Genomic DNA, 15460 nt, shown 5'->3' with positions numbered 1-15460 from the left:
CGCTGACCCTGGCGGTGGCGCCGGACGAGCGGCTTCGGCTCGGTCTCGCGTACCGAAGCGATGTCTTCTCCCCGGAAACTGCCGCGGAGATCCTGGACCGCTTCGGGGCGCTGCTCGCCGAACTCGCGGCAGCGCCGGAGCGGCCGGTCGGTCGCGCGCTGCCCGCCCCGGCGCTGCTGTCCGATACTGCCCATCCGGTGCCGGAGACCACGCTGCCGCGGCTGTTCGCGGCCGCGGTGGAGCGTGACCCGGAGGCGGTTGCGGTGATCTTCGAGGGCGTTTCGCTGACGTATGCCGAACTCGCCGATCGTGTCGGCCGGCTGGCGTCCGCCCTGGTGGAGCGAGGTGTCCGGCCGGGTGATGTGGTGGCCGTGGCCATTGCGCGCTCGATCGATCTGGTCGTGGCCCTCTACGCGGTGCAGTGGGCCGGGGCGGCGTATCTGCCGATCGACCCGTCACACCCGAAGGAGCGCAACGACTACCTGCTGGCGGACTCCGGGGCGACCGTCCTGCTGACTTCGGCCGACTCCGGGGACCACTTCCCGGTGCCGGTGGTGGACGTGGCGGCCGACTCCGCGGCGTACGTCATCTACACGTCCGGGTCGACCGGCAAGCCGAAGGGCGCGATCGTCTCGCACCGGTCGATCGTCAACCGGCTGCTGTGGATGCAGGACGAGTACGGTCTGCGGCCCGGCGACCGTGTGCTGCAGAAGACTCCGGCCGGCTTCGACGTGTCGGTGTGGGAGTTCTTCTGGCCCCTGATCACCGGCGCGACCCTGGTCGTGGCCCGGCCTGATGGGCATCGCGACCCGGCCTACCTGGCCTCGCTGATCGCCACCGAGCGGGTCGGCACGGTCCACTTCGTGCCGTCGATGCTGCGCGCCTTCCTCGCCGACCCGGCCGCGGTCACGGTCACCGGCGTCGCTTCGGCCGGCTCTGCTTCGCGTGGTGCCGTCGGCGGGGCCGGCGTTCTGCGGCGGGTCATCTGCTCGGGCGAGGCGCTCCCGGCCGACCTGGCCGAACGCTTCGGGCAGGTGCTGCCCGGGGTTGACCTGCACAACCTCTACGGCCCGACCGAAGCGGCGGTCGACGTCACCTACCACCCGGTCGACGTGACGGCGTCCGGTCCGGTTCCGATCGGCCGGTCGGTCTGGAACACCCAGGTGTACGTCCTGGACCCGTGGCTGCGGCCGGTCCCGCCCGGCATCACCGGCGAGCTGTACCTGGGGGGCGTCCAGCTGGCCCGCGGCTACCTGAACCGTGCGGCCCTGACCGCGTCCCGCTTCGTGGCCGACCCGTTCGGCGCACCCGGCAGCCGCCTCTACCGCACCGGTGACCTGGCCCGGCAGCGTCCGGACGGCGTGGTCGAGTACGCCGGCCGCACCGATGACCAGGTGAAGATCCGCGGCCTGCGCGTGGAACCCGGCGAGATCGAGGCCGCCCTGCTCACCCTGCCCGGCATCACCGCGGCGGCGGTCGTCGCCCGCGCTGACGGCCCGGCCACCCGCCTGGTCGCCTACCTGGTCGGCAGCCCGGCCGCGGACGTTGCCGCAGTGCCGGCCGGGGACGTTGCTGCGGCGCTGGCCGCGATCCTGCCCGAGCATCTGATCCCGGCCGCGTTCGTCACCCTCGACGAGCTGCCGCTGAGCCCGAACGGCAAGCTCGACCGCCGCCGCCTCCCGGCCCCCGACTTCGCGGCCCAAGCCGGCGACGACGAGCCCCGCAACCCCACCGAGGAGTTCTTCGCCGCCCTGGTCGCCGGCGTACTCGCCCTGCCCCGAGCCGGCATCCGCGACAGCTTCTTCACCCTCGGCGGCGACAGCATCCTGGCCCTGCAGCTGACCGCCCGGGCCCGCGCGGCCGGCTGGCAGATCACGGCCCGGGACGTCTTCGCCCACCCGACCGTAGAAGCCCTGGCCCAGGTCGCCACCCCGCTGGCCCCGGCCGCGGACCGGGACGCGACCGAGGGCCGGGGTTTCATCCCGGCCACCCCGATCATGCGCGAACTGGCCGTCACCGACCCGCGCCTGTCCCAGTCCATGCTGCTCCCGGTCCCGGTCGATCTGACCGCCCGGCTCCAGGACCTGCTGGACCGCCACGACGTCCTGCGCGCCCGCTGGACCGGCGCCGGCCTGCACGTCCCGGCACCGGGAACGGTCCGAGCCGAGAATCTGATCGGCGCGGCCTCACTCGACCCGGCGGCCGGTCGCATGCTCCGCGCCGAGGTCATCGGCGACCAGGTGCTGCTGGAGATCCACCACCTGGCCGTGGACGCGGTCTCCTGGCCGATCCTGATCAGCGACCTGACCGGCGCGGAGGCGACCACGCCGGGAACGTCGTTCCGCACGTGGGCGCTGGCCCTGCAACAGGCCGCCACGGAACGGGTCGGCGAGCTCGACCACTGGCTGAGCGTCCTGGGCGGGCCGGCCGGATACCTGGGCGGCGTCGAGCTTGACCCGGCCGTGGACACGCTCGGAACGCTCGACCAGGTGACCGTTCGGCTCGGCGCCGAGCGGACCGCGCCGCTGATCTCGTCGATCCCGGCCGGCTACCGGGCCAACGTCCAGGACGTGCTGCTCTCCGCGTTGTCCGCGGCGGTGGGTGACATGGATCTGCTGATCGAGCTCGAAGGCCACGGTCGTGAGGAGCAACTGCTGCCGGGCGCTGACCTGACTCGCACTGTCGGCTGGTTCACCACCTCCCATCCCGTGCGACTTTACGCTGCTCAGAAGGGTCGCTTGGGGTTATCCACACTGGAGGGTCATCCACAGGGCACCCCTCGGTCGGACGTGAATTTCGGTAGTATGGTCGGTGGAGGATCCCCCAGGGTGGGTGGGATCTATCCGCAGCACCCGGTGGACGCGACCGACCCTGCAGCCAGCCTCAAACGGACCAAGGAAGCCCTGCGCGCCGCCCCCGACGCCGGCATCGGTTACGGCCTTCTGCGCTATCTCAACCCGGAGACCGCAGCCCACCTGGCCCCGTTCCCGCACCCCCCGGTCCTCTTCAACTATCTCGGCCGCCTCGGCGAGGGCAGCGACGACGGCCTGCGCGGCGACGCCGGCGACCACATCCCGGCCCGCCACGCGCTGACCATCGAGGCATCCGTGCAGGCCGGCGAGCTGGTCCTCTCGGCCGCCTTCCCGCGGCGGGTCCTGGACGAGTGGACCGTCCAGCGCCTTCTCGACCGCTGGATCGCCGCACTGACCGATCTTGCCGCCGAGCCCGGCCCGGGCGGTCTCACCCCGTCCGACGTGCTCGTCCCGGTCGTTCAGGCGGATCTCGACGAGCTCGGCACCCGCTTCCCGAACCTGGTCGACGTTCTTCCGCTGACGCCGCTCCAGGAGGGCCTTTTCTATCTGCACGCGCTCGACGGCACGGACGTCTACACCGTCCAGCAGCGTCTCGACCTGGACGGCGACGTCAACCCGGAGCGGCTGAGGGAGGCGGCCCGGACGTTGCTGCGCCGGCACCCGAATCTGCGGGCCGCGTTCACCACGACCGCGTCCGGCACTCCGGTGCAGGTCATCCCGGGCGAGTTGGAGCCTGTGTGGGACTACCGGGAGGCCACCGGGGACGAGGCCGACCGTCTCGCCGACCAGCAGCGGGAGGCGCCGTTCGATCTGGAGAGCGCGCCGCTGCTGCGGTTCCTGCTGGTCCGGCTGGGCGAGGCGGAGTTCCAGCTCGTCCTCACCCAGCACCACCTGCTGGTGGACGGTTGGTCCGGGCCTTTGATCGCGCGGGAGCTTTTTACCGCGTACGCGGGAAATCAGCCGACGCCGAGCCGCCCCTACCGTGACTTTCTCGCCTGGCTGGGGCGGGCCGACGCCGATGCGGCACGCGAGGCGTGGCGGCAGTCCCTGACCGGGCTGGCCGAGCCGACCCTGGTCGCTCCGGGTGGCCGCGCCGGGTTGCCGGCCGAGGTCACCGATCAGCTGCCGGCGGCGGCCGGCGAGTTGGCGCGGCGTCTCGGGGTCACCCCGAACACGCTGGTCCGCGCGTTGTGGGCGGTTCTTCTGGGCCGGCTCACCGGGCGGGACGACGTCGTGTTCGGCGCGACCGTGGCCGGGCGTCCGGCGGAGCTCGCGGGTGTCGAGGAGACGATCGGTCTGTTCATCAACACCCTTCCGATTCGCGTACGTCTTCTGCCCGGCGAAACCTGGTCCGGCTTCCTGGCCCGTCTCCAGGACGAGCAGGCGGCGCTGCTGCCGCACCAGCATCTCGGGCTGGCCGCGATCCAGCAGCTCGCCGGGCTGGGGGAGTTGTTCGACACGCTCGTGGTGTTCGAGAGCTACCCGGTGGACGCCGACCGGCTCGACGACAGTCAGCGCGCGGCCGGGGTGAAGCTGGCCGGGGTGGAGAGCCGGGACGCCACGCACTACCCGTTGACGCTGGTCGCGGCCGAGGACGACGGGCTGCACCTGGCGCTGGAGTATCAGCCGTCCCGCTTCGACGAGGCGACCGCGCGGCTGCTGCTGGACCGGCTGGTGGCGCTGGCCGCCGAGGTCGCCGCCGATCCGTCGCGGCCGGTGGACCGGGCCGATGCGCTGACCGCGGCCGAGCGGCGGCGCATGCTCGTGGACTGGAACGCGGGCGCGGTGCCGGTGGAGGCGAACACGCTGACCGGGCTGGTGCGGGGCTGGGCGCGGACCACACCGGACGCGACGGCGCTGGTTGTCGGTGAGCGGCGATGGACGTACGCCCAATTGGTCGAAGAGGCCGAAGGCCTCGCTCTTGACCTGCGGGAACAGGGGGCCGGAGCTGGGCAGATCGTGGCTCTGGTGCTGCCGCGCGGTGAGCACATCGTGCCGGCGATCCTCGCCGCGATGATGACCGGATCGGCCTATCTGCCGATCGATCCGGAATATCCGGTGGCCCGCATCGCCGCCATGATCGAGGATGCGCGGCCGGTGGTGACTCTGGCTGTGGCCGGCACAGCGCATTTGCTGCCGCACACGCCGATGGCCCTCATCGACTCAAAAATCGTAAATGTCCAAAAGGGGCAACTGCCGAAGATCAACCCCGATCAGCCGGCGTACGTCATCTACACCTCCGGATCGACGGGCCGCCCCAAGGGTGTCCTCGTCCCGCACCGCACCGTGGTCAACCTTTTCGCCAGCCACCATCACCGTATCCTGGGCCCGGCCGCGGAGAAGCTCGGCCGCCCGATGCGGATCGCCCACAACTGGTCGTTCGCGTTCGACGCGTCCTGGCAGCCGCTGCTCGCCCTGCTCGGCGGCGACGAACTGCACCTGGTCACCGACGAGCCCCGCAAGGACCCGGATCTGCTCGCGGCGCTGCTGCGCGACAACGGCATCGACATGATCGAGGTCGCGCCGTCACACCTGGACCAGCTCGTCGCGTCCGGCTTCGACGCGGCCGGGCTGGCCGTGCTCGGGGTCGGTGGTGAGGCCGTTCCTGATCAGCTGTGGGCGGCGATGGCGGCGCTGCCGGACACCGAGTCGTACAACTTCTACGGGCCGACCGAGTGCACGGTCGACGCGGTCGTGCAGCGGGTCAAGGAGGTGCCGCGGGCGCTGATCGGGCGTCCGGTCGCCAACACCAGCCTGTACGTGCTGGACGCGCGACTGCGCCCGGTGCCGCCCGGGGTCGCCGGCGAACTGTTCATCGGCGGAGCCGGTGTCGCCTACGGCTACCTGCGGCAACCCGCGCTGACGGCGACCCGGTTCGTGGCCGACCCGTGGGTGCCGGGGGAGCGGATGTACCGCACCGGCGACGTGGTCCGGTGGACCGCGGACGGCCGCATCGACTATCTGGGGCGCACCGACGACCAGGTGAAGATCCGTGGTCACCGGGTGGAACTGGGTGAGGTCGCGACCGTGCTCGGCGAGCATCCGGAGGTCGGCCAGACCGTCGTGATCGCCGATGGTGGGCGCCTCGTCGCGTACGCCGTGACCGAACTTGATCCGGGCCGGTTGAAGGCCTGGGCGGCCGAGCGGCTTCCCGCCTACCTGGTTCCGGCCGCGGTCGTCGCCCTGGCCGCGCTGCCGCTGACCGTCAACGGCAAGCTGGACCGGGCCGCGCTGCCCAAGCCGTCGTTCGCGGTCACCGGCCGCGCGCCGGACGGGCCGGCCGAGCAGCGGATCGCCGCGCTCTTCGTCGAGGTGCTCGGGTTGGACGCGGTCGGTGCCGAGGACGGGTTCTTCGACCTGGGCGGGGACAGCATCGCCGCGATGCGCCTGGTCAGCCGGGCCCGGACGGCTGGCGTCGACCTGCGCCTGCGTGACCTCGTCTCGTCCCCGACCGTGGCCGCCCTCGCGCTGACCTCGCCCGTCACCGAGCCCGCGTCGCCCGTCGCCGGCTCCGTCACGTCGGCCGGTGCGCACCCGGAGGTGGCGCCGTGACCCGGGGTGAGCTGCTGAAATGGGCGGCCCGGCACTCCCGGGGCGGCCTGGTCGCCTCGTGGATCGGAGGCCTCGGCTACCAGGGTGGGCTGCTCGCGCTGCCCTGGGCGATGGGCCACGCCGTTGACGGCGTCCGCACCGGCGACCGGTCGGCGCTGCTGATCTGGGCCGGTGCGACCCTCGCGGTGTCGATCGGGCTGACCGGCGCCGAGTGGGCGATGCGCTGGTGGTCGACCCTGGCCGGGGTACGCACCGGCAACGCAGTGCTGCTGCGCCTGGCCGACCGGGTGCTCGGCTGGGACGCCGCCACCGCCCACCGGTTCAGCGCCGGTGACCTGGTGGTGCGCGGTACCCGTGACGCCGAGCAGGTCACCGTCTGGCTGTCCACCGTGCCGTCGCTGGCCAGCGGGATGGTCGGCCTGGTCACCGTGCTCGTGCTGATCGCGACCCTCGACCCGATGCTGGCGCTCATCGGACTGGCCGCGCTGCCGCTGCTGATCCTGGTCAACCTCTGGTATCCGCGGCGCTACGAGCGGGCCAACGAGCAGCTCTCGGCCGCGCACGGTGCCCGGGCCGACGCGGTCGAGGACCTGCTCGCGGCCAGCACGGCGGTCCGTGGCCTGGGCGGCGAGGCGGTGCTCATCGAACGGCATCACGAGGCCAGCCGTACGGTCCGGGACCGCACCCTGGCCGTGGCCCGCGTCGCCGCGAGCTGGTCGGCGCACGCGCCGTTCATCCCGTGGCTGGCCACCGCGGCCGGTGTCGCGGTCGGCGGCTTCGCCGTGCTCGACGGGCGGCTCTCGGTCGGCGGCCTGACCGCGTTCGCCGGGTGGATGGCGCTGCTCGGCCGCCAGGTGATGATGCTGACGCTGCGGTTCAGCCAGTTCGGCGACGCGTGGACCGCGGCCGGCCGCATCGCCGAGGTCCTCGACGCCACCCCGTCCCTGACCACCCCCGACGCACCCAAGCCGATTCCGGCCGACACCCGGCTGGCGCTCACGGCTGGTCCGGAGGGCCGCGGACGACCGTCAGCGCCAGCTGGTGACCCGCAGCTGGCGCTCACGGCTGTTCCGGAGGGTCGCGGACGACCGTCAGTGCCAGCTGGGGACCCGCAGCTGGCGCTCGTGGCTGGTTCGGAGGCGGCTGGTGGGTTCGTGACCGTGTCGCTGGTCGGGCGGGAGGCGCTGGTGTTGCCCGAGATGACGGTGGCCGACGGGGAGTTCGTGGCCGTGACCGGCGCCGTCGGGAGCGGGAAGTCGACGCTGCTGCGGCTGCTCGCGCGGCTGGCCGACCCGGATACCGGGGTGGTCACGCTCGGTGGGACCGACCTGCGTGACCTTGACCTGGACGAGCTGCGAGCGACGGTCACGCTGGTGGGGCAACGGCCGCTGCTGCTGTCCGGGACCATTGCCGACAATCTGCGGCTGGGCCGGGTGGACGTGACCGACGAGCGGATCCGGGAAGCGTGCCGGCGGGCCGCGATCCTGGGGCACGTCGAGTCGCTGCCCGACGGGTTCGGGACCGAGCTGGGTGAACGCGGCTCGGGCCTCTCCGGCGGGCAGGCCCAGCGGCTCGCGCTCGCCCGCGGACTGCTGCGCGGCGGCCGTGTCCTGCTGCTCGACGACGTGACCTCGGCGGTCGACGCCGGCACCGAGCAGCGCATCCTCGACGGCCTCCGGGAACTCGGGTGCACGGTCGTCTTCGCCACCTCGCGCCCGGCCGTGGCCGCGCGCGCCGACCGGGTCATCCACCTGGGCGTGCACGACGGGGAGCTGGTCCATGGCTGACGTACGAATGCTGACCGAAGAACCCGACCAGCGGCACGTGCTCCGCCGCGCCTGGCCGCACCTGCGACGGCATCGGGCCGCGATGGCCGGGGCGGTCGCCGTGAATCTGCTGGCCACCCTGGCGCTGACGTTGGTGCCGGTCGCGGTCGGGCGAGCCGTCGATGCGGTCATCGGCAAAGATCGGCAAGGGCTTATCACGTACGCGGCAATCGTCTTTGTTCTTGTCGTTGCCCGCACGATCCTGTTGCGACGGTCGGAGCTCCTGCTGGTGCGGGCCGGCGAGCGGGTCGTGCACGACCTGCGCGACCTCGTGGTGGAGCGCCTCGGCGGGACGCCGCTGCGGTTCCTGGAGGCCCATCGTGGCGGTGACCTGCTGCAACGGGCGACCGTGGAGATCGCCGAGCTGGCCATGTTCGTGCGGGGGCAGCTGCCCGACCTGATCTCCCTGGCCGGGTACGTCGTGTTCGCCACGATCGTCCTGCTCACCTCGTCGTGGCAGATGTTCCTGCTGCTCGTGCTGGTTTTCGCGCCGCCTATGTGGCTGCTGGCACGGATCGTGCGGCGGGCGGCCGAGCGGGCCTATCCGGCCGAGGCGGCCGCCCGGTCGACGCTGACCTCGACGTTCTCGGAGAGCCTGCTGGCCCGCGAGCAGTTGCAGATCGACGGCGCGACCGGGACCTGGCTGTCCCGGCTGCGTGGGGACGCCGACGGTTACTACGGGCGGGCGCGGGCCGCGCAGAAGGCCGCGACCTGGATCGACGGCACCTGGATCGTGCAGGGGATCACCAGTGCGGCCGTTCTCGTCGCCGGCGGCATCCTGGCCTCGAACGGGCAGGTCACGGTGGGTGTGGTGGTGACGTTCGTGCTGGCCAGTCGAGATCTGTTCAGCTCGGTCGACGATCTGACCCTGGTGGTCGGGGACCTGCTGGAGACGCGGGTCGGGCTGGCCCGGCTGCTCGACCTGCTCGACGCGACCCGCGGTCACGAGGTCGCGATAAACGCTAAGAAATCAGACGGCAGAGGCCTCGTCGCCGAGAGCGTCACCTACAGCTACAACGCCGGTGAGCAGGTCCTGCACGGCGTGAGCGTCCACTTCGAGCCCGGTGAACACGTCGGACTCGCCGGGGAGACCGGCTCGGGCAAGACCACCCTGGCCAAGCTGCTGTGCGGGCTCTACCTGCCGGACTCGGGCACGGTCCGGCTCGGCGGCGTCGACCTGGCCGACCTGGACGCCGCTGAGCTGCGCCGGCGACTCGTTCTCATCCCGCAGCAGGTCCACATGATCGCCGGCACCCTCGCCGACAACCTGGCCCTGACCCCCGGCGGCAAGACCCGCGACGACTTCGCCCGGGCCGGTGGCGACCTGGGCCTGACCGGCTGGATCGAGTCGCTTCCGGACGGCTTCGACACCGACCTGGGCCGGCGCGGCGAACGCTTCTCGGCCGGCGAACGCCAGCTGGTCGGCCTGATCCGGGCCGCGATGACCGACCCCGAGGTGCTGATCCTCGACGAGGCCACGGCCGACCTGGACCCGGGCACCGCGCGACGCATCGAGGAGGCCCTGTCCCGGCTCCGGGCGGGCCGCACGGTCCTGGTCATCGCCCACCGCCCGGCCACCATCGCCCGGCTGCCGCGCGTGATCCACCTGAATGCCGGACGACTGTCGCGGCCGGCCGGAAAAAGGTCGGCCGGAGAAGAGACGCCGCACGCCGGCGCCATCGCAACGGAGGAACCATGCCCCTGATCGACGTCGGCGGGGTCCGCCTCAACTACGAGGAGCGCGGCTCGGGGCCCGCGGTCCTGTTCCTGTCCGGCACCGGCGCCCGCGGCCGCACCTGGCACCTGCACCAGGTCCCGGCCCTGGTCAGGGCCGGTTTCCGGGTGGTCACCTTCGACACCCGGGGGATCGCGCCGTCGGACACCCCGCCCGTGGTGACCATGGCCGACCTGATCGCCGACGCGGCCGGCCTGATCGAGACCTTGGGGCTCGGGCCGTGCCGGGTGGCCGGTACGTCGATGGGTGCGCGGGTCGCCGCCGAGCTGTGCCTGCAGCGGCCCGACCTGGTGGACCGGGTGGTGCTGATGGCCACGTTCGGGCGGCCGAGCGCGTTCCTGCGCGCGCTCACCGACGGCGAGCGGGCGCTGCGGGAGATCGGGACGAAGGTGCCGGCCGACTATCTCGGGGCGGTGCGGGCGGCGGTCAACCTGTCCCCGCGGACGCTCGGCGACGATCGGGCGGCCCAGGACTGGCTGGACATCTTCCAGCTGACGCTGCCCGGGGAGGCCGACGGCGCGACCAGTCGCCTGGAAGCCGACTCCGACGTGGACCGGTTGACCGCGTACGCGCAAATCTCTTTGCCCTGTCTTGTCGTCGGTTTCGCCGATGACCTGATCGCCCCCGCCCGTGGCAACCGCGACGTCGCGGCGGCCATCCCCGGTGCCCGGTACGCGGAGATCCCCGACGCCGGTCACTACGGATATCTGGAGCAGCCCGAGCCGGTCAACGCCGAGCTCATCCGGTTCCTGACAGAGGAGAAATCATGATCACCGCCCGCGAGGTCGAACTGGTCTGGCACGACCTGACCCCCAGGCTGCTCGAGGTGGTCCGCACCGAGGCGATCAGCCCGCGCATGCTGCGCGTGACGCTCGGCGGTGACCAGCTCGACGGCTTCCGCTACGGGGCGCCGGACGACCACGTGAAGGTCTTCTTCCCGGAACCGGGCGCCGACCTGCCGGTCATGCCGACGCTCGGCGAGGACGGTCTCGAACCGCCGCCGCCCGGGTCACCGCTGCCGACGTTCCGCGACTACACGATCCGCTACCTGCGGCCCGAGCAGCGCGAACTCGACATCGACTTCGCCCTGCACGGCCACGGTCCGGGCGCGTCCTGGGCGGCCGGGGCCCAGCCGGGCGACCGGGTCGGCATTCTCGGCCCGCGCGGTTCGACCGTGGTCCCGCTGACCTTCGACTGGTATCTGCTCGGCGCCGACGAGACCGCCCTGCCCGCCCTCGGTGCCTGGCTGGAGCAGCTACCGGCCGATGCGAGGGTGCTGGCCTTCGCCGAGGTTGCCGGCGCCGCCGAACAGCAGCCGCTGGCCCGCCCGGCGACCTGGCTGCACCGCGACCGCGGACAGTCCCTGCAGGAGGCGATCCTCGCGGCCGAGCTGCCCGCGGGCGACGGCTACGTCTGGATCGCCGGGGAGGCCACCGGGCTCAAGCCGATCCGCCGCCACCTGCGCGGCCGGGGCCTGAACCGGGACTGGATGGAGATCGACGGCTACTGGAAGCGCGGAGTCGTCAACCTGGACCACCACGAGGATGACAATGAGTAACCCCCTGCCCGGCCTCGACCCGCACGTGCTGCTGGTCTTCCTGCTGCAGGTCTCGTTCCTGCTGCTGGTCGCGCTCGCCCTGGGCCGTCTGGCCGTCCGGCTCGGACTGCCCGCGCTCGTCGGCGAACTGCTGACCGGCGTGCTGCTCGGGCCGTCGCTGCTCGGCACCCTCACGCCGGGGCTGCTCGCCTGGGTGCTGCCCGACGACGCGAACCAGCTGCATCTGGTCGACGCGGTCGGCCAGTTCGGCGTACTGCTGCTGGTCGGCGTGACCGGCATCCAGCTCGACACCCGGATGCTGCGCCGGCGCGGCGCCACCGGGGTGCGGGTCAGCCTGGCCGGGCTGCTGCTGCCGCTCGCGCTCGGCATCGGCGCCGGCTTCCTGGTCCCGGCCGCGCTGCTCACCGACCACACCCAGCGCGGCGTGTTCACGCTGTTCCTGGGCGTGGCCATGTGCGTGACGGCGATCCCGGTGATCGCCAAGATTCTGGCCGACATGGGCCTGCTGCACCGCGACATCGGCCAGCTCACCCTGGCCGCCGGGACGGTGGACGACGCCGTCGGCTGGTTCCTGCTGTCGGTGGTCTCGGCCGCCGCGACCACCGGCGTACGGGCCGGGGCCGTCTCGCTGTCCGTCCTCTACCTGGTCCTGTTCCTGGCCGCCGCGTTCTTCCTGGGCCGCCCGGCCGTGCGCTGGGTGATGCGCCGCGTCCACGGCGGCCCGCGGATCACCGTCGCGGTGATCGTGATCCTGCTCGGGGCGGCCGTCACCCAGTCGATGAAGATGGAGGCCCTGTTCGGGGCGTTCATCGCCGGGATCCTGATCGGCCAGGCGCGCGACGACGACGGTGTGCTCTGGAAGGACCTCACGCCGCTGCGGACCGTGGTGCTCAGCGTGCTCGCTCCGCTGTTCCTGGCCACCGCCGGGCTGCGGATGGACCTGACCGCCCTGGCCGACCCGAAGGTGCTGCTGGCCGGGATCGCCCTGCTGCTGGTCGCCGTCGTCGGCAAGTTCGCCGGGGCCTACCTCGGGGCCCGGGCCAGCAAACTCTCGCACTGGGAGGGGATCGCGCTGGGCGCCGGGATGAACGCACGCGGCGTCGTCGAGGTCGTCGTCGCCACCACCGGCCTGCGGCTCGGGGTGCTGTCGATCGCCACGTACACGGTGATCGTGCTGATCGCCGTGGTGACGTCGGTGATGGGCCCGCCGATCCTGCGCCTGGCCATGTCACGACTGGAACAGACACCGGCCGAACAGCAGCGGGAGCTCGCGCTGGCCGGGACGGGGGCGCACTGATGACTGCCGTTTCCACCGCCACCACCGGCGCCCAGCTGCTCGCCGGCTACCAGCCGGGCGAGTCGTCGCTGTTCGCCTCCCCACGGGGGACGCTGCTGGCCGAGGGCACCTACTTCGCCGTGCCCCCGTCCGGCCGGGCCGACGGCCACGCCGACCTGGCCCGCCGGGTCGACGCCGTGCTCGGGGTCGCCGAGGCGGCCGGGCACGAAGTCCGGACCGTGGTCGGGGCCGTCCCGTTCGCGCCGGGCGCCGCCGCTCACCTGATCGTCCCGCAGCGCCTGCGCCGGGGCAGTGCTCCGACCGCCGTGCCGCCTCAGCCGCGGCCGTCGACCGGCCTCGGCGCGCTGTACCCGGTGCCCGCGCCGGAGGGCTACCGCGACGCGGTGGCCCAGGCGGTCGACGAGATCCGTCGCGGGCAGTACACCAAGGTCGTCCTGGCCCGCTCGCTGCACGCCCAGGTGTCCGGTTTTGATCCGGCACCGGTGGTCCGCGCGCTGGCCGGCCGCGACCCCGGCGGCTACACGTTCGCGGTCGACCTGGGCGCCGGGCGCACGCTCTTCGGGGCCAGCCCGGAACTCCTGGTCGCCCGGCACGGACGGACCGTCACGGCCAACCCCCTGGCCGGTTCCGCGGCCCGCAGCGCCGACCCGGTCGAGGACCGCCGCCGGGCCGCCGCGCTGCTCGCCTCGGCCAAGGACCGGCACGAGCACGCCTTCGTCAGCGAGCAGGTGGCCGCCGTGCTGCGGCGTTACTGCAGCTCACTGACCGTGCCGGCCGAGCCGTCCCTGGTCGCGACCGCGACCATGTGGCACCTGTCCACGGTGATCACCGGCGAGATCGCCGACCCGGCGATCTCCGCGCTCGCACTGGCGACCGCGCTGCACCCGACGCCGGCCGTCTGCGGCACGCCGACCGAGGCCGCCCGCGCCGCGATCGGCCGCCTGGAAGCCTTCGACCGGGGTTTCTACACCGGCATGGTCGGCTGGGTGGACGCGTCCGGCGACGGCGAGTGGGCGGTCACCATCCGCTGCGCGACCGCCGGGCCGGACGGCATCGACCTCTACGCCGGGGCCGGCGTGGTGGCCGACTCGGATCCGGCCGCCGAACTGGCCGAGACCACGGCCAAGCTGGGCACCCTGCTCAACGCGCTCGGGTTGGAGAACGCCGATGTGGCCTGACGACTTCGCCGAGCGCTACCGCAAGCTCGGCTACTGGACCGGGCAGACCCTGTTCGAGCTGCTGACCGACTCCGATCACCTCGCGGTCGGTGACCTCAGCTACCGCCGGCTGCGGGATCGGTCGCTGCGGCTCGCCGCCGGCTTGAATCATTCGGGGGTACGGCGGGGAGACCGCGTCGTCGTCCAACTGCCGAACGTCACCGAGTACTTCGAGGTGATCTTCGCGCTGTTCCGGCTCGGTGCGCTCCCGGTCTTCGCCCTCCCGGCCCACCGCGCCTCGGAGATCGGCTACTTCTGCTCGCACACCGCCGCGGTCGCGTTCATCACCGAGCACGCCGAGCTGGCCGCCGCGGCCGGTGACGCCCGGGTCATCCTGATCGGCGACCTGGCCGCCATCGACGGCGACCCGGATACCCTGCCGCCCGGCCCGAACCCCTCCGATCTGGCGTTCCTGCAGCTCTCCGGCGGCAGCACCGGCCTGCCGAAGCTGATCCCGCGCACCCACGACGACTACCTCTACAGCGTCCGGGAGAGCGCCGCGATCTGCGGTCTCACCCCGGACAGCGTCTACCTGGCCGTGCTGCCGGTCGCGCACAACTTCACCATGTCCTCGCCCGGGGTCCTCGGCGTCTTCCACGCCGGCGGCCGGGTCGTCCTGGCCCCGCAGCCGGACCCGGCGACCGTGTTCCCGCTGATCGCGCGGGAGCGGGTCACCATCACCGCGGTCGTCCCGCCGATCGCGCACCTGTGGCTGGACAGCGTCTCCCTGGCGACCGACCTGTCCAGCCTGGAAGTGCTGCAGGTGGGCGGGGCCAAGCTGGCCGACAGCGTGGCCGAGCGCGTCCGGCCGGTCCTGGGTAGCCAGTTGCAGCAGGTCTTCGGGATGGCCGAGGGGCTGGTCAACTACACGCGACTGGACGATCCGGACGACGTCGTGCTGCACACGCAGGGCCGGCCGATCTCACCGGACGACGAGGTGCTGATCGTGGACGACGACGATCGGCCCGTGCCGGACGGGACGGTCGGGCATCTGCTGACCCGGGGTCCGTACACCATCAGGGGTTATTGGAACGCGGAAGAACACAACCGGACCGCGTTCACCGCCGACGGCTTCTACCGCACCGGCGACCTGGTGCGCCGCCGGCCCGACGGCTACCTGGTCGTCGAGGGCCGGGCCAAGGACCAGATCAACCGCGGGGGCGAGAAGATCGCCGCCGAGGAGGTGGAGAACCACCTGCTCACCCACCCGGCGGTGCACGACGTCGCGGTCGTCGCCGTCCCCGACCCCTACCTCGGCGAGCGCACCTGCGCCTACGTCGTGGCGCGAGCCGGGACCACCGCTCCGAAACTCTCCGAGGTGCGTACCTACCTGCGCGAACGCGGACTCGCGGAGTACAAGATCCCGGACCGGGTCCGGGTGCTCGACACGTTCCCCGTCACCGGCGTCGGCAAGGTCAGCCGCCGCGAGCTGCGCGCGGCCCTGCGTGCCGGTGCCCGCTGA

Annotated in this window: 8 protein-coding genes (1 of these 8 running past the window's edge); all 8 read left to right on the top strand. The window is 72.6% G+C overall.

What is annotated here, in order from left to right; all coding sequences use genetic code 11:
* Tightly spaced (each overlapping or abutting the next), the 8 genes in view from ACSHV8_RS18815 to ACSHV8_RS18780 form a layout consistent with a single transcriptional unit that may run on beyond the window.
* A protein-coding gene (locus ACSHV8_RS18815; RefSeq protein ID WP_436534839.1) for an amino acid adenylation domain-containing protein crosses the window boundary here: on the top strand, positions 1-6365 show its 3' portion. 5344 nt of this gene lie to the left of the window's left edge; the window shows 6365 of its 11709 coding nt (coding positions 5345-11709); the start codon falls outside the window, past its left edge; its stop codon occupies positions 6363-6365.
* Positions 6362-8152, top strand: coding sequence for an ABC transporter ATP-binding protein (locus tag ACSHV8_RS18810; RefSeq protein WP_436534837.1), 1791 nt, complete (start codon positions 6362-6364; stop codon positions 8150-8152). The genes ACSHV8_RS18815 and ACSHV8_RS18810 overlap by 4 nt, the downstream gene beginning before the upstream one ends.
* A complete protein-coding gene (locus ACSHV8_RS18805; RefSeq protein ID WP_436534835.1) occupies positions 8145-9896 on the top strand; it encodes an ABC transporter ATP-binding protein in 1752 nt (583 codons plus the stop codon). The genes ACSHV8_RS18810 and ACSHV8_RS18805 overlap by 8 nt, the downstream gene beginning before the upstream one ends.
* On the top strand, positions 9887-10696 hold the full coding sequence (locus ACSHV8_RS18800) for an alpha/beta fold hydrolase (RefSeq protein WP_436534833.1): 810 nt from the start codon (positions 9887-9889) through the stop codon (positions 10694-10696). Before ACSHV8_RS18805 ends, ACSHV8_RS18800 begins: the two co-directional genes overlap by 10 nt.
* On the top strand, positions 10693-11484 hold the full coding sequence (locus ACSHV8_RS18795) for a siderophore-interacting protein (protein WP_436534831.1): 792 nt from the start codon (positions 10693-10695) through the stop codon (positions 11482-11484). The genes ACSHV8_RS18800 and ACSHV8_RS18795 overlap by 4 nt, the downstream gene beginning before the upstream one ends.
* Positions 11477-12781: a cation:proton antiporter gene (locus tag ACSHV8_RS18790; protein ID WP_436534829.1), complete on the top strand. Its 1305-nt coding sequence runs from the start codon at positions 11477-11479 to the stop codon at positions 12779-12781. The genes ACSHV8_RS18795 and ACSHV8_RS18790 overlap by 8 nt, the downstream gene beginning before the upstream one ends.
* Positions 12781-13959 (top strand): isochorismate synthase, encoded by a 1179-nt coding sequence (locus ACSHV8_RS18785; protein ID WP_436534827.1) that lies wholly within the window; start codon positions 12781-12783, stop codon positions 13957-13959. Before ACSHV8_RS18790 ends, ACSHV8_RS18785 begins: the two co-directional genes overlap by 1 nt.
* Positions 13949-15460 (top strand): (2,3-dihydroxybenzoyl)adenylate synthase, encoded by a 1512-nt coding sequence (locus ACSHV8_RS18780; RefSeq protein ID WP_436534825.1) that lies wholly within the window; start codon positions 13949-13951, stop codon positions 15458-15460. The genes ACSHV8_RS18785 and ACSHV8_RS18780 overlap by 11 nt, the downstream gene beginning before the upstream one ends.

The organism is Actinoplanes sp. HUAS TT8 (genome assembly GCF_051380535.1).
Classification (GTDB): domain Bacteria; phylum Actinomycetota; class Actinomycetes; order Mycobacteriales; family Micromonosporaceae; genus Actinoplanes.
This window is presented reverse-complemented; position numbering and strand designations above follow the sequence as displayed.

Bases quoted from the DNA above. Each gene is read 5' to 3' on its own strand.
- ACSHV8_RS18805 (WP_436534835.1), top strand. From the start codon at position 8,145: ATGGCTGACGTACGAATGCTGACCGAAGAACCCGACCAGCGGCACGTG.
- ACSHV8_RS18795 (WP_436534831.1), top strand. From the start codon at position 10,693: ATGATCACCGCCCGCGAGGTCGAACTGGTCTGGCACGACCTGACCCCC.
- ACSHV8_RS18780 (WP_436534825.1), top strand. From the start codon at position 13,949: ATGTGGCCTGACGACTTCGCCGAGCGCTACCGCAAGCTCGGCTACTGG.
- ACSHV8_RS18790 (WP_436534829.1), top strand. From the start codon at position 11,477: ATGAGTAACCCCCTGCCCGGCCTCGACCCGCACGTGCTGCTGGTCTTC.
- ACSHV8_RS18785 (WP_436534827.1), top strand. From the start codon at position 12,781: ATGACTGCCGTTTCCACCGCCACCACCGGCGCCCAGCTGCTCGCCGGC.
- ACSHV8_RS18800 (WP_436534833.1), top strand. From the start codon at position 9,887: ATGCCCCTGATCGACGTCGGCGGGGTCCGCCTCAACTACGAGGAGCGC.